13 protein-coding genes, 1 tRNA gene, 1 pseudogene and 1 riboswitch are annotated in these 19,507 nt (G+C 49.1%); of the genes and pseudogenes, 2 read left to right on the forward strand and 13 right to left on the reverse strand.

Features of this window, described 5'->3' with window-relative positions; genetic code table 11:
* Nucleotides 1–110 precede the first annotated feature (110 nt).
* Genes DWZ38_RS13315 through DWZ38_RS13330 form a run of 4 tightly spaced genes read right to left on the reverse strand, consistent with a single transcriptional unit; the run spans nucleotide 111 to nucleotide 5,167 of the window.
* The gene (locus DWZ38_RS13315; protein ID WP_117853399.1) at nucleotides 111–1,355 is read right to left on the reverse strand and encodes a transglutaminase domain-containing protein; all 1,245 of its coding nucleotides are present in this window, start codon (nucleotides 1,353–1,355) and stop codon (nucleotides 111–113) included.
* A 9-nt stretch (nucleotides 1,356–1,364) separates the two neighbouring features.
* Complete coding sequence (locus DWZ38_RS13320; RefSeq protein ID WP_117853401.1) at nucleotides 1,365–2,876, reverse strand: AAA family ATPase; 1,512 nt, start codon at nucleotides 2,874–2,876, stop codon at nucleotides 1,365–1,367.
* Between the two features lie 48 nt (nucleotides 2,877–2,924).
* Entirely contained in the window at nucleotides 2,925–4,283 is a 1,359-nt protein-coding gene (locus DWZ38_RS13325; protein WP_117853404.1) for a VWA-like domain-containing protein, read from the reverse strand.
* Complete coding sequence (locus tag DWZ38_RS13330; RefSeq protein WP_117853406.1) at nucleotides 4,280–5,167, reverse strand: leucine-rich repeat protein; 888 nt, start codon at nucleotides 5,165–5,167, stop codon at nucleotides 4,280–4,282. The genes DWZ38_RS13325 and DWZ38_RS13330 overlap by 4 nt, the downstream gene beginning before the upstream one ends.
* Before the next feature lie 366 nt (nucleotides 5,168–5,533).
* On the opposite strand from DWZ38_RS13330, the gene pduL reads away from it, so the two are divergent.
* Entirely contained in the window at nucleotides 5,534–6,172 is a 639-nt protein-coding gene (gene pduL / locus DWZ38_RS13335; protein WP_021926774.1) for a phosphate propanoyltransferase, read from the forward strand.
* Nucleotides 6,173–6,287: 115 nt separating this feature from the next.
* On the opposite strand, the gene DWZ38_RS13340 is transcribed toward pduL, so the two are convergent.
* Nucleotides 6,288–8,540: an NlpC/P60 family protein gene (locus DWZ38_RS13340; protein WP_243000262.1), complete on the reverse strand. Its 2,253-nt coding sequence runs from the start codon at nucleotides 8,538–8,540 to the stop codon at nucleotides 6,288–6,290.
* Nucleotides 8,541–8,880: 340 nt separating this feature from the next.
* The gene (locus tag DWZ38_RS13345) at nucleotides 8,881–9,477 is read right to left on the reverse strand and encodes a zinc dependent phospholipase C family protein (protein ID WP_021926772.1); all 597 of its coding nucleotides are present in this window, start codon (nucleotides 9,475–9,477) and stop codon (nucleotides 8,881–8,883) included.
* A 350-nt stretch (nucleotides 9,478–9,827) separates the two neighbouring features.
* Here DWZ38_RS13345 and DWZ38_RS13350 point away from each other — a divergent pair, with 350 nt between their 5' ends.
* Nucleotides 9,828–11,186, forward strand: coding sequence for a polysaccharide deacetylase family protein (locus DWZ38_RS13350; protein ID WP_021926771.1), 1,359 nt, complete (start codon nucleotides 9,828–9,830; stop codon nucleotides 11,184–11,186).
* 92 nt (nucleotides 11,187–11,278) lie between these two features.
* Here the strand turns inward: DWZ38_RS13350 and DWZ38_RS22815 are convergent, their stop codons facing one another.
* From DWZ38_RS22815 to DWZ38_RS22275, 7 genes and pseudogenes are all read right to left on the reverse strand, one after another.
* Nucleotides 11,279–12,205 (reverse strand): SH3 domain-containing protein, encoded by a 927-nt coding sequence (locus DWZ38_RS22815; protein ID WP_243000263.1) that lies wholly within the window; start codon nucleotides 12,203–12,205, stop codon nucleotides 11,279–11,281.
* A 52-nt stretch (nucleotides 12,206–12,257) separates the two neighbouring features.
* Nucleotides 12,258–12,329: transfer RNA gene (locus tag DWZ38_RS13360), tRNA-Arg, on the reverse strand.
* A 209-nt stretch (nucleotides 12,330–12,538) separates the two neighbouring features.
* Nucleotides 12,539–13,471: a homoserine O-succinyltransferase gene (gene metA / locus DWZ38_RS13365; protein WP_021925548.1), complete on the reverse strand. Its 933-nt coding sequence runs from the start codon at nucleotides 13,469–13,471 to the stop codon at nucleotides 12,539–12,541.
* 25 nt (nucleotides 13,472–13,496) lie between these two features.
* Nucleotides 13,497–15,452, reverse strand: a complete 1,956-nt coding sequence (gene ligA / locus DWZ38_RS13370) for an NAD-dependent DNA ligase LigA (RefSeq protein ID WP_021925547.1) — start codon at nucleotides 15,450–15,452, stop codon at nucleotides 13,497–13,499.
* Between the two features lie 103 nt (nucleotides 15,453–15,555).
* A pseudogene (locus DWZ38_RS13375) lies at nucleotides 15,556–16,308 on the reverse strand (pseudouridine synthase); the annotation flags it as partial.
* A gap of 113 nt (nucleotides 16,309–16,421) precedes the next feature.
* A complete protein-coding gene (locus DWZ38_RS13380; RefSeq protein WP_021925546.1) occupies nucleotides 16,422–18,044 on the reverse strand; it encodes a Na+/H+ antiporter NhaC family protein in 1,623 nt (540 codons plus the stop codon).
* A gap of 301 nt (nucleotides 18,045–18,345) precedes the next feature.
* Nucleotides 18,346–18,551, reverse strand: a riboswitch (Lysine riboswitch).
* Between the two features lie 105 nt (nucleotides 18,552–18,656).
* Entirely contained in the window at nucleotides 18,657–19,496 is an 840-nt protein-coding gene (locus DWZ38_RS22275) for a hypothetical protein (protein ID WP_021925545.1), read from the reverse strand.
* Nucleotides 19,497–19,507: the final 11 nt, after the last annotated feature.

Consider the following 19,507-nt stretch of genomic DNA (forward strand, 5'->3'; position numbering starts at 1 on the left):
ATGTTAGGGGCAAAAGGTCTTTTGCCCCTAACTTGATATCCACGAATTGCTCCACTGCAAAGCAGCTTCCGCAATCCTCATTATATACTATTTTTTTCAAAACACTGTAATCAGAACATATAATAAATAGTTTTCATATTTTCCAGAATGCCATAGTGATATTCCACCTGATTCATTCCATATAGGGTCATATAATATCTGGCAGTTTCCTGAATGGAGTCCCCGTTGATCCACTCTGCCTTGGCCGCATCAAAAGCTTCCTGAGTGGAAAACTTAAATCTCACTACCGCCGCCCCGTTATTCAGCCGCATCTGACAGTACGCCAGGATCTCCTGGTAATCATAGGTGTCAAAGTACCCCTGGTTCAGCACATAGAAATTCTTAGCAGTAGCCGTACATTCCGGTAAAGTAAATTCACTGGACGGCGTGTAAGTCATCTCATATTCCTTTGGGAAGGGACATAGATAATCATACAGGATCGTCTTGTGTTCTGCAAGCTGAACCGCATCTCCTTCCAGAAATTCCGGCTGATCCCCGTTGGTGGCATCAAAATAATAGTAATCCCCATCCAGCAAGATGATGTTCCAGGCATGCCCCTCTGTGCTTCCCGCCGTGCTGCCCTCCACATAGATGCAGGGAACTCCCAAATATTCCAGAAGATACTGGGCAGCGCCTGCGTACCCGGCACACACCGCCTGTTTTTTCCAGAAGATGCCTGCCATGCTCTGGTCATCCTCAGACTCCTGGTACTCTGCGGTATTGATCAGATAGGTATACACTGTTTTGGCTTTTTCGTAGTCATCTGCCCCCTCTGGAAGCAGCGCACTTACCTCCTGACAGGCATTTTCCGCCGCCTTTTGGATTTCTTCGATCTCTTCCTCTGTGTAGCTGTATCCCGGGGAAAAGGTACAGTAATTGCCGTCTGAGAATGTGGTTTTGTAAACCGACTTCCGGTTATGGACCCAGAACAGTTCCGGGTGATCCATAAGAACCGCATGATAGACCCGGTTTACCGTGTCATCTTCATAGACCGTAAGGTAAAATTCCTTCTCCCGGTTCTGGATCCCGGTAAGCATTTCCCGGTATCCCCGCTGCTCCTCCTCTGTCAAAAGCCCGAAATAATATTCCTGGCGGCCGGACTGTTCATCCGTCCCGGCAATCTCCTGCTTTCTTAGCTCCCGCACTTCTTTGGGCTCTCCCGAAAAAATCTCAGGAGCATTTTCAAAAAGCTTTTCTCCCGCATTTTCCAGCAGGCTTCCAGGCTCATACTGCTGCTGATACACATAAATTCCCACCAGAACCGCCGCTGCAAACAGAATGATAAAAATAAGCTTCCAGGGATTTCTTTTTCGCATTTGGCCTCCTTATCCCAGCTGCCGGATCCGCTCCAGAATGTCTCTGGTATTTTCCCGGAACAAAAGTTCCTTGTTGTAACGGTAATATCTCTCGCAGGAGTACTCCTGAAGGAAGGAAACTGCCGGGCTGCTGGTATTCAGCTCTGTGATAAACACCACCAGCTCCTGTCCTCCTGCAAAAGCGCTTTCCATAAAATCAAAGGCATATTCCAGCTGTCTGGCTGCCTGGTCAAAATCTTCGTCATACTTTTCCTTAGACTCATTAAACCACTGGCGAAGAAAAGCGAAGGCTGCTTCCCCGTCCTGGACATTTTCTTTTTTCAGGTTCATCACGTAGCGCTCCAGAGTGTCCAGCACCTGCTGGTCGTGATGAATGTCTTCCCTGGACAAAAGCCCTGCCTTCTTTCGGGCGGCGGACTCTGCCTGATAACGGTTCTTCACATCCTCAAGATAAACCACAGGCTGCTCCCTCTGGCCTTCCATAAGAGGCTCCTTGCTTTCCTTTAAAATATCAAAAACAGCGGCAAGCACATCTTCTTCCTCGCGGACCATTCCAAACCCCTTGTTCAGCCCGGAAAGAAGAAGTCCGGTGACGCTCAGCTTCTCGTCAAAGGATGCGTGAGCTGCCTTTTTCACCAGAATATCGTCGATGCGGCCATTTAATACCTCATTGATCGGATAATCTGTACGGTACTTATAAAACAGCTCCAGATAATTGGCAAAATCACGGGCGATCTGAGGATGCTGGATGTACTGGCCAGCCACCTCCCGATCCACCGTTTTATCCAGCTTCTCGTAGACCTGGATCAGCCTGGAAAGATCCTCCCAGCCTCTTGGTGTGGCGAAATTTTTGCCGTCCACAGTACTTTCCATCTTGTAGAAATTGGCAGGCCTTGTGTTCAGATAGGAAATCACGGCAGGGTGCACACCAGCTGTATAGGCATACTCTCTCCACGCATCAAAATCCGGCTCCACCTGGATCTTTTTCACACGGTCCATGGTCACCACATCAAATTCCCGGACGGATTTGTTGTATTCCGGCGGGTTTCCTGCTGCCACGATCAGCCAGCCCTCCGGGATCTTATGGCTTCCGAAGGTTTTGCACTGGAGAAACTGCAGCATGGCAGGGGCCAGCGTCTCGGAAACGCAGTTGATCTCATCAATAAAAAGGATTCCTTCCCTTAGTCCGGATTCCTGGATTTTTTCATAAATGGAAGCCACGATCTCACTCATGGTATACTCTGTAACCGCCATTTCCCTGCCGTCAAATTCCTTTTTGGAAATAAAGGGCAGGCCGATGGCGCTCTGTCTGGTGTGATGGGTGATGGTGTAGGATACCAGGCCCACCTTGCATTCCCTGGAAATCTGCTCCATGATCTGGGTCTTGCCGATTCCAGGTGCCCCGATGAGAAAAATGGGACGCTGTGCCATCACCGGGATCTCGTACTCCCCGTACTCATTTTTCAGAAGGTAAGCTTCTATTGTATTTCGAATCTCTTCTTTCGCTCGCTTAATATTCATAATCTCTCTCCTCGTATTGCCAAAATCCACATCCACGTCTGGATCATCTTACTTCTCCAGATCCTCACTGTCCAGAATCAGTTTAATAGCCCAGGGCGGCACATCAATGTCCTGGTAATCCTCCTTCATGAAAACGAAAGCCGTCTCGTAAGGAGGCATTTTGGCAGGATAGATTCCATAGCCGTCTGTAAAATAGATCAGTCCCCGAAGCTTTGTAAATTTCTTCGCCCTCATCAGCTGCTCCACATAGGCAAAGGCCGGTCTAAAATCCGTACCCCCTCCCCCTTTCACAGTAAAATGGGACATATATTCCTTTAACTGCATGGCATTCTCAATGACCACATCGGACTGGATCTTCTCATCGCACTGGAGAATATGCACATGGATCCGCCTGAAATAGCTCTCCGATTCACTGAGCACGCTGTAGGTCTCCTCCAGAAACTTCTGTACCAGTTCACCCTTACAGGACATGGAAGTGTCGATGACGATGACGAAATCCTCCACCTTCCGTTCTTCCTTGGTCTCCAACGGCTCGATCAGGGGCATGTTGCCATACAGATTCATTCCATAATTGTAAAATATATAATCGAAAGTGTCCATATCCACTTTCATTTCTTCTTTCAAAACAGAGAACTTCCGCAGAAATTCCCTGTAATCATAGCGGTTCCGGTTCTGCGCCCGAAGCTGGTCCGCAAGGGTCTCCCCGCCCTGTCCAGCTTCTTTGGAAAAGGTCTCCATCTCGGTCTGCATGCGATTCCTGATGTCATCCCAGTTCTTTTTCCTCTGGGACATCTGAGGGCTGTTTGGATGGTTCTCGTACCATTTACTATGGTCATCCTGGGAAAATTCCCTTCGCAGCTCCTGCATTTTGTTCTCCGGCAGATGCAGGGTCTGAAGCCGTCTGTAAATCCGCTGAGCGGTAGGCACTTTGCCCTCTTCTAAGATCAGGGAAAGTGCCTGGCGCTTCACCATGGAGGCTGGCTGATGGACGCATTTCAGATAAAGGCCGTCAATCATGTTCTCCACCGCAATGTCGCAGGCAAGATTCCAGTACTGGACATCCACTGCCGGATTCCCCTCACTGTCCCGCTCTGGAAACACATGGAGAAAAATACAGTGCAGCAGGCTGTGCAGATAAACACGGTTCACCTTCTCCGTCCCTTTTTTGAACAGCTCCATCAATTCTTCCGGCTGATAATACAGCACGTTTCCATCCGTTCCCACAGGATGTATGCCCATCTCCCCTACAAAAGGAAGGGCCGCCAGCGCACTGTCCAGAAACCGCATGTTCAGATACAGCTGGTTCCTTGCTCCGGTCAGGATATCCTGGCAAATGGCCTCTGCCGCAAGGGCCCGCTGCTGGGCATCGTGAATGGGATTTACCTTAAATGTTCCTGAATCACTCATAAGTCAAAGCTTCTCCTTCTGGATGGAAAATGGACTCTCTGGTATTCCATCAGCATACTGAGGATTTCTGAGGCGTGGGAAGCATTTGCCTGATCCATAAGACCGGCAAACAGCTCTCTTTGGTCCGGCGTTAAAGGGTAAGTATGAAGAAGCCATTCCAGCTCTTTGCCCCGCTTCTGCCGGATAAACGCTGAAGCGATCTGTGCCATATGCTCCTGCAGATACTGTTCATACTGGGCTTTGGCCTTGGCGGTAAGTCCTACTGGCCAGTACAGCCTTCCGTACACCATTTCCCGGAGAAAATCCGGAGATTCCTGGGCCCTGGCAAGCTCAAAGCGCTTGTCGTATTCCAGGAAGTGGAACACTTTTCCCTGAAAACAGTTCCGGTAATAAAGGCCGCTTCCGTGTACCTCAGTCATTAAAATCCTGGCGGGGGTATTCTCCACGCCCTCCTCGTAATATTCCGGGAACCAGAGCATGGCCTCCACCTCCCCGTAAAGGTGCACCTGCAGTTCTTCTCCCATCTCGGAAAGAATCTCCTTCAGACCGGATTCCTGGCTGTTCATCTGCACTTCCATCCTGCGGATCTTGTGACAGCCTGTGAAGGCTCCGCTTCCAAGATCTGTGAAATCACTGGAAAACCACAGTTCTTCCAGCTCCCGGCAATTGTAAAAGCCGTATCTGCCGATCTTCCATACGCCGGAAGGAATGCGGATCACCTGGCAGCTTTTGCCGGAAAACAGATATTCCGCCAGCTCGGTAACCGGAACTCCATCAATTTCACCGGGAATTTCCACGATCTGCGGATTCCCGTCTATTTCCATGACCACAGCGTGATCCCCCTGAATGTCAAAGGTAAATCCGCTGTCTGTATGCTTTTTCATGTTGGATAAGCTCCTTTAATATGGTAATGTAAAAAAGACGTAACTGTTCAGTACCTTCACAGTTACACGCTTCGCGATGCACAGAAAGCATGCTTTGCATGATTTCGCGCCGCAATTCTCGGGTTTTCTGTGAACTACGTTCACAAAAAACACCTCGCGGAATGCTACCTTCTGAATAGTTACAAAAATACTTGCTATTTTTTCTCATTAAGATTAAACTCTATAACATGATGTTAGGGTCAAAAAGTCTTTTGCCCCTAACTTGATATCCACGAATTGCTCCGCTGCAAAGCAGCTCCCGCAATTCTCATCATAACATATAACGATTTCAGTGAATCAAAAAACGTCACTTCGGAGGAATTTTTCATGAGTACCAAAATCCCTATTGAAACTTCAGCCAGGCATATCCATGTCTCCCAGGAGGATTTCCGTTTCCTTTTCGGGGAGGATGCCCAGCTTCATTATACGAAGGAACTAAGCCAGCCCGGACAATACCTCTGCCAGGAACGCCTTACCGTAAAAGGTCCCAAAGGCGAATACCAGAATATGGCTCTTCTTGGTCCCTTCCGTAAAGAGACCCAGGTGGAGCTTTCCCTTACCGATACCCGGAAGATCGGGCTTCCCGGCGTGATCCGCCAGTCCGGCGACACTACTGGCTCCCCAGGCTGCACTCTGATCGGCCCCAAGGGTGAACTGACCATCGACCACGGCGTGATCGTTGCCAAGCGGCACATCCACATGACCCCGGCCGATGCCGTCACTCTTAAGGTAAAAGACAATGACGAGGTCTTCGTCCTTACCAAAAGCTACGGCCGCGCCTTGATCTATGCAGATGTGGTAGTCCGTGTGGACTGGAGCTACCGCCTTGCCATGCATGTGGATACCGACGAGGCAAATGCTTTCTCCAACCAGACGGAGCCTTACGGCGTGATTGTAAAGTTCTTCGACGGTAATTATAATACGGACAAATGGATCGAGGATGTATTATCCGGTATCAACCGATAAGGGAACCTCCCCGATTGCTATTGTTCTTTGCCTGCACAGTAACTTTTCAAACGCACATTCCTACGATAGCAAAAGTGCTTCCTGCCCGCCATCGGGTATGGAAGCACTTTTTTCATCACTGAACAATTGTCGCTAAAAGCATCTCCTGGAGACGGTTGGCAACCATAATGCCTGTAAAGTCTCCCTCCTGCAGCATCTCCGCTGATACGCTGCCATCGGAGCCGACACTCTGGACTTCCATCTCTGCCGCATCTCCATATGTCACCTGATTGAATACGCTTACCTGCTTGCCGGCGTCAAACAGCTCCTGAAGGCTGTTGGCCACATACAGACTGCTAGGTGAAATCGTTCCGTTTCCGGAAGGATCTATGGTAACGGTATCCAGGTCTCCTGTATTGGACAGATTTGCGTTGATCAGACTCTGAAGGTTATTGGATACGTCAATTCCTGTAATATACTGTGCACTGGTGATTGCCTGGCCGCTCTTTCTCATCTCCTCTACCTGCTGTGCATTCGGATAGAAGGAGGGCTGACGAATATAACGGAAGCTTGCACTGTATGCCTCTCCTACAGTAACGCCATTCTTACCGGAAGAACAGTGGACTACGATCCAGTCTCCCGCATCTGTCTTGCCGCAGATAATACCCACGTGGTTGGAGCTGCCGGCTTCCGGACCTCTCTGGAAAACCAGGTCTCCAGGCTGGGCGTCTGCCTCGCTTACCACATTGGCTCTCTCCCACTGGTCTGAGGTTCCGTTTCCCACCGCTGCGATCATGGCCTGGTCCCTGTAACCGTTGATCACAGACCAGGTAACAAAGCCGCTGCAGTCAAGTCCGTAGGCACGAAGAGATCCGGTACTCTGACTTCCCTCTGCAGTCACCTGCTCCACACTTCCCCAGTATGGGTCCATGCCGATGGTGGCGGATTTGCCGCCCCAGAAATAGCCAACCTTGCCCACCAGGGAATAGGCAGCTGTGATTACATTCACACGCTCCTCTGAAACGTCATCTCCCACGCTCTGTCTTACAAACCCCCTGGCAGCTGTGACAGTGGCGCAAAGAAGCTTGCAGTCTGTCTCCAGGTACTTCTTGAGCACACCTCGCTCTTCCTTGGGAATCTTGTTCTTCTTGATGTAATCATTAATATGGTAGCAGCCATATGTAACCCTACGGGAATCATTCTCATCCCGCACAACCGGATTCATCTCTTCAAAAATCCGGGCAAGAGCTTCCTTACAAGACCCATCCAGTGTGTAGGAGGTAACGCCCTGAAGGCTCTGCTCATAGATATACACGGCAAGAATGTCCTGCCAGTTGCGTACCAGAAGAGAATCTGCGGAGGTGGTCACACCCCCTGTGGTATCGGATACATCTGTAAGCAGTTTCTTCACCTTGTATTCAGACTCGATCTGATCCATGATATCTGCAAAATCATCGGAAAAGGTCAGCTGATAATTATCCTTAAGACTGTTCAGATAAAACTCCTTGCCGGCATGAAGATTGGTGGCATAATAAACAGGGGTTCCCTGGATTGCCTGGACATCTTCCGGAGTCACGGTAGGCGTAGGTGTGGGCGTAAGATTGATGGTCGCCTCCATCTCGGTCAGCAGCTGGTAATTGGTAACCGCTGCCTTCTCCTGATCTGTAAAGCTGTCGTAGGTCGCCCGAAGCTGCTTTACCTCTTCGATCTTCCCTTCGCTGAGTTCTTCCTGGAAGGTCTTATCAATGGATTCGATAAGGGCCTTTACTTTCTTCTGGCTCTCCTCAGATAATTCCGGGAGAATGGTGGGGGTTACACTGGGTTCCGGGGTCACGCTTGGTTCTGGTGTTATGCTAGGTTCCGGAGTAACCGTAGGTGTCACATCCGGGTCTTCCCCGGGTTCCGGCGTCACGGTAGGTGTTATATCCGGAGTCTCGCTGGGCTCTGGTGTCACGGTAGGCGTCACATCCGGCTCCTCCCCCGGCTCTGGTGTCACGGTAGGCGTCACATCCGGGGTCTCCCCTGGCTCTGGTGTCACGGTTGGTGTGTCATCCGGGGTCTCACTGGGCTCTGCTGATTCAGAAGGCTGCGGCGTCTGAGTAGGATCTGCCGGTACCTGGGCAGATGCTTCTGCTGCTTCTGCGGGCTGCGCTGCAGGCATCTGAGTAGGTGCCGCTGTAGGAGTCTGGGTAGGTGCTGCTGTCGGCACCTGTGTAGGCACCGTAGCCTTAGCTGCAGCTGTTTCCTGTGCTGTCTCATCTGATTGTATCGCTGCTTCTGTTACTGACAAGGATGTCCCGTCTGCTGCCAGGACACCAGCCGGACCTGCCAGAGACAGGGCTGCTGCCATGGTGACACATAAACATTTTGTCAGGTATTTATTCTTCATATTTAAAAGATGCTCCCTTCTATCTATGAACATCCCTTTACTCCCCTAATATAAAGGTATGCATTTTTACTGCAAAAACAGTTCGTCTTAAATATTAACACGAATTATTGTAGCATACTAGCCCTTCTAAATCAACCGTCCTCAAAATATCCGGCTGGATTTTCGTAAATTTTCATTTTTTGTTCACAGAATAAGGACAGAGCAAAAAGGTATTTCCCCCATCCCTTCTTTCCATAGAACAGACCTGTACGCAGGCAAAAAGAGCCGTCAGGATCGGTCTTCCGCAGAACAGATTCTGTGGATTCCCGGTACCTGACGGCTCAAAATGACTTCGATGCGATCAGCACGCAACCGGAAACAGAATATTCTCGCTGCCCAGCCGGACTGCTGCCAGCTGCAGGATTCCATGAATGACCTGTGAACAGATTCTGAGAATATACTGAATATCTTCTACAATATTTCTTTCCTTGAGAAGATACCCTTCATGCGCTTTCTTAATGTATGCCACAAGCTCCTGGAAACTTCCGAAGTAAACCGGAATGATGGTCAGCTGTGCTGCCGCTCCGCTGTTTATGTAGCGCTTCAGATAGTTCTTAAGGTGCTTCTCGTATTTATTATGTTCATACAGATTGCCAGTGAAGTTCTTATTATGGGGAAAAGTGAAATAATCCGCCATATAATGCATGACTTCTCCGGCTCTGCGCCAGTAAACGCGTTCCTTGCACTCCTGGGGACTACTGTTGACAAGAGCCTCCATCTTCCTCTGCACCTCATCAAAGGTACCGAAATACTCATGCTTCTTCGTCAGAAAAGACGGCTTGATGTCTGGAAGGATACTTCCCAGGCAGAACGCCTTTCTGTGGGACTGCAGGCTCTTTGTAGCAGGCATCTGGTCTGCCAGATATCTAGCTACCAGTATATGGGATTTCTTACGCAATCGTTTCCTCTTCTTTCCTGTTCTTATCCATTGTACCAGATAAGAATCATCAAACTGTAAAAAGCGTTTGTATGTGCTTTTTCGGTTAACGTCATCAATATCTAATATAGCAGAAACTTATGTAAATTTCAAAATAAATTTTCATGATTTTCTGTGAATTTTTTTCCTTCTGCACGAACAGGTTGCACAAGAATTAGTCTTGGCTTACCACCTGAACGATAACCGGAATTTTGCAGCTGCAACCTGCTCTTGTTTTTTCATGTCATATATTGTATGATTAGAAAGAATGATGCCAGGCGGCAGACACTTCTGGCATCCTACTATAATGAGTTTCATAAAGGAGGAATTTTATGTCAGGCCATAAACCGCATACGAACAAGGGGCTGGCAGTTGCAGCTGTTCTTATGTGTCTTGGCTGCGGAATTGCCTTTACACAGTCTTCCGCAGCGCCCTCTCCCATTGAGGACACCAAGGCGCCGGATATGTTCGTAGCAGGGAATGCGGATGATTCCGCACTCCAGTCTGGTGGCGGGACAGCTTTGGATACCGATCATACAGAAGGGGAACAGCAGACAGAAGAGCCATCTTCGGCACCTGCCGATACCCCCACCCCGGAGCCATCTCCTACAGAACAGCCGGAAGCCGTGATCACAGCTTCACCGGAAGCTTCTGAAGGAACCTGGACCCCAGTTGGAAGCAGCTGGTACTTCATGGTAAACGGCGCAGGATACACCGGATGGCTGACCGATACCGACAGCCGCCGCTATTATTTTGACGCAAACGGCGTGATGCAGACCGGATGGCTGGAGCTGGATGACAGCCGCTACTATCTGAACGCCGACGGAGTTCTGCAGACAGGTGATGTCACCATAGACGGACAGGTTTATCATTTTGATGCCAACGGGGTACAGCAGGGTGATCCTACAGACGGCAGTTCTGATACCGGACTGGTATTTTATATGAACACAGCTTCCGGGGAACAGGCTTCTTCCGCAGAAGGCACCGCAGATCCTATAGCTTCTGCAGCAGGTGATTCCTCATCTGCAGCGGAAGCTTCTGTTTCATCTGAAGGGGACGGTGAGCAGCCGCCAGAACCAACACCTACGCCAGAACCAAAGGGAATGATCGCCCTTACCTTTGACGACGGGCCAAGTGATTTCACCGACCGTCTGCTTGACTGTCTGGAAGCCAATAATGCAAGGGCTACTTTTTTCCTGGTAGGCCAGGAGATCGAATACTTCCAGGAGCCTCTGTCCAGAATGGAGGAACTTGGCTGTGAGATTGGCAACCATTCCTTTGATCACGCAGATCTTGCCACCCTTTCCGCAGAGGACGTGACCAGCCAGCTTTCCCGCACAGATGAAGAGATTCAGAATCTGGTGGGACATAGCGCTACTGTGGTGCGCCCGCCCTATGGTTCTTTTAATGATACTGTAGCAGGGATTGCTGCAAGACCTCTGATCATGTGGTCTGTGGATACCCTGGACTGGGAGACGCAGAATGCGGATTCTACTGTCCAGAATGTGATGGATAATGCCCAGGATGGCGCGATCATCCTGATGCACGATATTTTTAAGGAATCTGTAGATGCTGCGGAGGTCTTTATTCCACAGCTGATCCAGGAGGGATATCAGCTGGTTACAGTCAGTGAGCTGGCTGCGGCCAAGGGTATCACACTGGAAGCCGGAACTTCCTATGGAGCTTTCTGATTTTTAACCTGTTTAAAATACTTCAGGAAAAAACCTGTTTCTCTGCAAAAAAAGAACTGCCCCAAATATACGGCAGTTCTTTTTATTTTGCATTATTCAGTTTTCTCTTGGAGAAGGCTGTTGTGAACGTAAGCTTCTGTACCATCGTAATCGATCTGTACCCACTCACCGTCCTCGCCTTTCTTCTCAACCTCAGTACCGGCGGATAAACCTCCCAGTATCTCCGCATCACTGCTGGCTGCTGCACGGACATTACAATCCTCTGTAACTACCAGAATCGTTCCCTCTGCTGTGTCCTCAGATCCGGTGTCATCTTCACCAAGTCCTTCAAGGAATGTGGTAAGTGCCGGGTCGGAAGCCTGTGCATCGTCATACAGCTTCTTCACCTTGTCCTTCAATTCCTTGACATCATCATCCTGTCGCAGAGAAACTTCATATTTCGTTATTTCGTCGCTGTCATCATGAACAGCGCCATCAATCTTCCAATTCCCGTCTGTGTCCTTCACTACGTAGAACTCAGCAAGCGCAGGTACCTTTGTATCAATCCCCTGACAGATGTAGTAAAAACAGGAATATACTACATAGGAATCGTCATCAAGCCCCTTTTTCGTGTAGATATCTCCAGCCTCATACCCTTCAATGTATTTCGCATTGGTAATCTTGGACTCATCTGATGGTGCAAGATTATCCACAAGAGTACGCAGCGTCGCAATATCTTTATCCCCCAGAGCTTTATAATAGCTCTTGATCAATGAAGTAATCTCTTCATTAGCCGTCTCCATGGGATTGGCGTCTTTCTTCCCGTCAGTCTCCCCATCATTTGCCGGAGAAGAAGGAACATTTCCCTGGTCGTTGTCTGCTGTCGTCTGATTCTCCACTGTGTCCTTACTGGAATCGCCCTTCCCGCTTCCCATAAATGCACGGACACCGAAGAACAGGACAACCACGATTAACAGAATCGCTCCGCCAAGCATAAAATAGCGAAGGTTATCTGATAACCATTCTCTGAAATTATCCAAGTTCTTGTCCTCCTTAATACAACGCACCGGAACGCCCGATCGTTCCAGGCAATACACCTGAAGGGAATCGAACCCCCGCACATGGTACCGGAAACCACTGCTCTATCCACTGAGCTACAGGTGCATAAAAAACTCGAGTTGTTGAATTATCAATGTACAACCACTTCGACTTTGAAAAGTATAGCACAATATCGGGCTGATGTAAAGTTTTTTCTTTTGGTTGAATATTTAGGTTTAATGGTGAAATAGGAAGAGAAATCCGGGTGAGGATTTCTCTTCGCCGATAATCCACTGTATTTCTTTCTCAGCCTGAAAAAACATCTGCTCCTGTCTTTACTTCCCGCTGAAATCCGGTGTTCCGTACAGGTTGTACGGGGTTGCCTGGTAGACGTAGTAATTCAGCCAGTTTGTGTACAGATTATTAGCGTGGGCTCTCCAGAGAAGCTGGGGGCCGTTATCCGGATTGTTATCCCTGTAATAGTTCTTTGGCATTTCGATGGGAAGGCCTTTAGAAAGGTCGCGCTTGTACTCGCCATCCAGGGTGACCCGGTCGTATTCCGGATGGCCCATGACGAAGATCTTGCGGCCATCTTCTGCCATGGCAAGGAACAGGCCTGCCTCGTCGGATTCTGCCAGAACAGTAAGGTCCTTGCAGGCGTGTACGTCCGCAATGGGAACCTCTGTGTGTCTGGAGTGCGGTGCCAGGAACACATCATCAAAGCCTCTTACCAGCGGGATCTTGCGGTTCATTACCTTGTGCCAGAAAAGGCCGAACATTTTCTTGTCCAGCATACGCTTTTTCAAGCCATAGAAATGGTAGAGCGCTGCCTGGGCTGCCCAACACAGGAAAATGGTGGAGGTCACATGGGTCTCGGACCAGTCCATGATCCTGGTCACCTCTTCCCAGTAATCTACCTCTTCAAATTCCATCTGCTCAACAGGTGCGCCGGTGATGATCATTCCGTCGAATTTCTTGTCCTTCAGCTCTGTGAAGGTCTGATAGAATTTGTTCAGATGGCTTCGGGATGTGTTCTTTGCCTGATGGGACTCTACGGCCATGAAGCTTACATCTACCTGCAGAGGGGTGTTGGAAAGGGAACGAAGCAGCTGAAGCTCGGTCTCTTCCTTCAAAGGCATCAGGTTCAGGATCAGGATGTAGATCGGACGGATGTCCTGGTGCATGGCACGGTTCTCATCCATGACGAATAAGTTTTCTTTTTCCAGTATTTCCTTGACCGGAAGGTCACTTTGTATTTTAATTGGCATTTTATTTCCTCCTCTATGTGAATTCTTACTCTCCCGCTAATTCCAGGAAATCCTCTTCTGACAGAATAGGAATTCCAAGCTCCTGTGCTTTCTTATTTTTGGAAGAGCCGGAAGTTTTATCGTTGTTAATTAAATAGTCGGTTTTCTTGGTCACGGAGCCGGTCACCTTGCCGCCTCTTGCCTCAATAAAGGCTTTCGCCTCAGAGCGGTTGGCAAAATGCTCCACGCTTCCCGTGATGACAAAGGTTTTGCCCGCAAATACCTGCTCCCCAGCGGTCTCCTCACGGATCAGGTGAAGATGGCCAAGCAGATGGTCAAGCTTCTTATTATTCTCTTCACTGGAAAAATAATCTGCCAGGCTGCCTGCCAGCACCGGGCCAATCCCCTCAATGGAGTTGATCTCTTCTGCATCCGCATGGCGGATTTTCTCAATGTCATCGTCAAAATATCTGCAGATCACTCTGGCATTGGCAAGACCGATTCCTGCGATTCCAAGGCTGTAGATCACCTTGGCAAGAGTGGTCTCTTTGGCTTTCTCAAGGCTTGCCATCAGGTTGTCAAAGGACTTTTGTCCGAAGCCTTCCATCTCTACGATCTGATCCTTATATTTTCCGATTTCAAAAATATCTCCCAGATTGTGGATAAAGCCCATGGCAATAAATTTCTCCAGGGTTGCCTCGGAAAGGCCGTCAATGTTCATGGCATCCCGGCTGGTAAATAGGCTGAAGGACTTGATCTTCTTTGCCACACAGTCCGGGTTCATGCAGTAAAGGGTCTCCACATCGTTCTCCTTGCGGATTCTGGCCTCGTGACCGCATACGGGACATTTGTCCGGAATTACCAGGTTGCCGCTTCTGGTAAGGTTCTCCGCGATCTGGGGAATGATCATATTCGCCTTATAGACCTTGATGGTATCCCCGATTCCAAGCTGCAGTTCCTTTACAATGCTGATGTTGTGCACGCTGGCACGGCTCACTGTGGTGCCTTCCAGCTCCACAGGCTCAAAAATCGCCACCGGGTTGATCAGTCCGGTTCTGGACGGGCTCCATTCCATATCCACCAGCTTGGTCTCCCGCATTTCATCCGCCCATTTGAAAGCGAAGGAATTCCTTGGAAATTTGGCAGTGCTTCCAAGAGATTCGCCGTAGGCAATGTCATCATAGGTAACCACCAGCCCGTCTGATGGAAAATCATTGTTCACGATTGCGGTGGAAAAATAATTCATTGCCTCATCAAGGCTTGTGGAAGTTACCACCTTGTATTCCACCACCTCAAAGCCCTGCTCCTTCAGCCAGATAAACTGCTGTTCCCGGGAATTATGGAAATCCACATCCTGGACGCTTACCAGGGCAAAAGCATAGAACCGCACATTTCGTCTGGCTGTGATCTCGTTGTTCAGCTGGCGCACGGAACCGCTGCACAGATTTCTGGGGTTTTTATATTTGGCATCTGCATCTCCGATGGTCTCATTGATGCGCTCAAATTCTGAGTAAGTAATAATGGCCTCTCCCCGGAGCACAAGCTGTCCTTTGTAGGGAATGCGAAGAGGAATGTTCTTAAACACTTTTGCGTTGTTGGTGATGACCTCGCCTACGATTCCATTGCCTCTTGTGACGGCTTTCACAAGCTCTCCGTTTTCATAGGTAAGAACAATGGTCAGGCCGTCCAGCTTCCAGGACAGAAGGCATCTGTGCTCTCCGATAAAGCTTCTTAATACCTCACGGTCCTTTGTTTTGTCAAGGGACAGCATGGGGCTTGGATGCTCTTCCTTGGGAAGCTCGTTTACTGCCTCATATCCTACGCGGACAGTGGGGCTATTTGTGAGAACGGTGCCTGTTTCTTTTTCCAGCTGCTCCAGCTGGTCGTACAGGCTGTCGTACTCCTGATTGCTCATGATTTCCCTGTCTTCCTGGTAGTACGCCTTCGCGGCGCCATTCAGGGTTTCTACCAGTTCTTTCATTCGCTGTAGAGAATTTTCCATGATGTCCTCCTGTTTTTTGATGATTGCTGCTGGGAAGCTGTGAAGAATTTGCAATTCCTTTCTCCAGCTTCGCCCACTCTTCCCGGGAAGCCTGCCGGTACTCGCCTTCCTTCAGCCCGTCCAGGGTCAGTTCCATGATCCGCACACGCTTCAGGGTCTGCACCTGATAGCCAAGGTACTCGCACATTCGGCGGATCTGGCGGTTCAGGCCCTGGGTGAGAATAATGCGAAAAGAAGTCTTCCCTGTTTTTTCTACAAAGCAGCGGCGGGTTATGGTGTCCAGAATAGGAATTCCAGACGCCATTTTTTTCACAAAAGCGCTGTCTATGGGCTTATCTACGGTCACCAGGTATTCCTTCTCGTGATAGTTGCCCGCGCGCATGATCTTATTTACCAGATCCCCCTGGTTGGTCAGAAGCAGAAGCCCCTCGGAGTCCTTGTCAAGACGTCCAATGGGGTAAACCCGCAGGGGATAGTTCAGATATTCCGTCACGGTGGTCTCCTGGCGCTGCTTCTTGGTGCTGCACACAACGCCGCGGGGCTTGTAAAATAGAAGAAGAACCTTCTCTTCTACTTTTTTCACAGCCTTCCCGTCTACGTAAACCACTGTGTCTGATGTAATTTTCTCTCCTGGCTCTGCCCTGCGGCCGTCCACGGTAACCCGTCCCTCCTGGATCAGGCTGTCCGCTTCCCGCCTGGAACAAAAGCCGGCTTCACTTAAATATTTGTTGATTCTGATTTTTTCGTCCATTGCTCCATTATATATTTTTTCCCGGACATATGCAAGGCAAACATCATCTGGAAATCGGAAAGCCAAAAAACAGACCCGCTCTTTGCAGTCAAAAATACCAGACATATATTTTGAGTATTTTTGCACTCACGCAAAGAACTGGCCTGTATTTTATTTTCTACGAAACTTATGGCAATCCTCTGTTATCAGATACCTTCGTAATCTCTGCGGCCGCCCCGTCAGGCGTTTTTCAGATCGCTGAATTTAAACTTGATCACAAACATTGCACCCATCATCAGCGCCACGCCAATGATCAGGCACAGCGGACTCTGGATGAAGCCGGCGAAAATGTAGGTGATAAAAGATACCACTGCTGCCACAATGGCATAAGGCAGCTGGGTGGATACATGGTTTACATGATCGCACTGGGCGCCTGCGGACGCCATGATGGTAGTATCGGAAATCGGAGAGCAGTGGTCACCGCATACAGCACCTGCCATGCAGGCAGAGATGGAAATAATCATCAGATTTCCAGGTGTGTTTTCAAATACATGTACTACAATGGGGATCAGAATACCAAAGGTTCCCCAGGAAGTACCGGTTGCAAAAGCCAGGAAGCATGCCACAATGAAAATAATTGCCGGAAGCATATTTACCAGTCCGTCTGCAGAAGATTTTACCAGCTCTGCTACAAACTCTGCTGCCCCAAGACTGTCTGTCATACTCTTTAAGGTCCATGCAAAGGTCAGGATCAGTATTGCTGGAACCATGGATTTGAAGCCCTCCGGGATACATGCCATGCAGTCGCGGAACGGCAGCACCTTGCGTACCATATAAAGAAGAATGGTGATCACCAGTCCGAAAAAACTTCCCAGCACAAGGCCTACAGACGCATCACTCTGGGAAAAAGCAGTTACAAAATCAGTACCACTGAAAAATCCGCCTGTGTAGATCATTCCAATGACACAGCAGATTACCAGGGAAATAATGGGAATCAGAAGATCCATTACTTTTCCCCGTGGATTCACAGGGTCTTCTCCCTCACCGGAAGCATAGGGGCGGGCTGCAGTTGTAAACAGGTCTCCTTTTAACGCGTTGGACTCATGAACGCCCATAGAGCCAAACTCTTCTTTCATCAGAACCATGGACACCATCATCACAATGGTAAGGATTGCATAATAGTTGTAAGGAATAGCTCTCACAAAAACGGACATTCCGTCTTCTCCCGGTACAAATCCGCTGACTGCTGCCGCCCAGGATGAGATCGGCGCAATAATGCAGATAGGCGCTGCTGTGGCATCGATCAGATATGCCAGCTTGGCACGGGAAACATTGTGCTGGTCTGTGATGGGACGCATAACGCTTCCCACAGTCAGACAGTTGAAATAGTCGTCAATAAAAATCAGAACGCCAAGTAAAATCGTAGCAAGCTCGGCGCCCACTCTTGTTTTGATGTGCTTGCTTGCCCAGCGTCCGAATGCGGCAGATCCGCCAGCACGGTTCATCAGGCACACCATGGTTCCAAGAATTACCAGGAACACCAGGATACCTACGTTGCTGGATGAGGACAGCACGCTGATCATTCCGCCGGAAAAAATCTGGTTTACGGTAACTTCGAAATTGCCGCCGGAATACAAGATTGCTCCTACCAGGATTCCCACAAACAGGGAACTGTAAACCTCCTTTGTGATCAGTGCCAGAACGATTGCCACAACAGGCGGTACCAAAGACCAGAATGTGGCGTAAACAGCCGGACTGCTTACTTCCTCCTCTGCAGCTGCAAGTACGGTCGCCGGACATGCCAGAACGAATACTAAAACGGCTGCAAACAGAGCATAAATTTTGCTGCGTTTGTACTTCATTATCGATTTCCTCCCTCTTTTACTATGAAAGTCCCAGACGGCAACCAAGAATGAACCATGCCCCGCATGAGCGAATTCTTGGATATCGGATGGGCTAGACCGTATGAGTAAGTAGGGCGATAGCCCGGATTACGAATGCGGTCGGCAGCTGTGGGAGCGTCCATAGGCGCGGAACAGCTGGCTTTCATACATGGTGATGTCGCCATAGGCGACATATCCTTTTTGCGAATACGACAAAAAAGCCATGAACGCCGCCCCGCTATGGGACACATTCATGGCATTTATTCTTCACAGGATCCATACCTTCGATAGCGCTCCACAACAGTGACAGTCTGCCGCATATTCTGCGTCAGCCCAGAGCTCTCTTCTCATGGCGAAAACAAACCCTTCGGCGGTATTCCCTTTCTTCCCGGCCAGCCTGCCAGACAGCCTGGATTCTGATGCTTCACAAATCTACAGAATCTCACAGCCGGAATTACTGATGAAGCCCGCGCCTCTATCATAACTTCCCGTATTCAGTTTCCTTCATCATGCCAGGGGAAAAGTACCTGACCTGGCATCTTGTAACTACTGTAACAGCTTTCCCGGATAATTGCAAGTCTTATTTTCTATCTATCCCACAAATCGAAAAATATTATAAGAGGCTGTTTCTCCAATCCGTTCACAGTCATTTTCTTCCAGAACCTTCTGGAGTTCCTCGTTCTTTGAGACTACCACAAATTCTGTTCTTGTCTCCTGCAATGCTTTCTTAAATGCTTCCATATCGTCATACAGCTGATAATCCACCACATCCAGAAGCGCCTTCTGCCGTTTGTATCCATCGCTGTTTTCATCATATACGCCTGTCACAGTGCTTCCTGCACGGTAAATACTGGAATTTCTGCTGATGATCAGACGCATGCTGGCATCATACTGCCGCACTTTATTGTTCAGGGTGCCGTCAAATACTACCCTTGCCATCTGCTCCGGATTGTTCTGGTTTTCATGGATGATCCCGCAGACCTGTATCAGTTCATCCGGGACTTTATAGATATTTTCTGCAAACGCGAAGTTGTTCACCACCCTGTCCAGCGGATTGCCAAAGAGCACAAAAATTCCAAGAAGCACAGCCGCAGCTGCAGCTTTCATCCACCTTTTTGGGAAAAGACACACCGCCTTAACTCCGTAATACGCCACCCCCGGTATTACCGGAAGCAGCCAGATAAAGCGGTAATATTCCTTGTCAAAGCCCAGCTTTGCTATGATATATTTCACAACAACCGGGTTATACACCGTCAGGAACAGAACAGCCGAGCAGCCAATAAAAATCATGGAGCTTTTTTTCCGTCCCCAGATCAGCGTGGCAATCAGTCCAATGGCAAAAAGGACCGGATACCAGCAGGGACCCCAGTACAATTTCATACAGGCATCCACAAATTTCATTCCCAGCTCTTCAATTGTTATTCCACCCATTCTTCCGCTCC

Origin of the sequence: Ruminococcus sp. AF31-8BH (assembly GCF_003460605.1) — a bacterium.
Taxonomy (GTDB): domain Bacteria; phylum Bacillota; class Clostridia; order Lachnospirales; family Lachnospiraceae; genus Blautia_A; species Blautia_A acetigignens.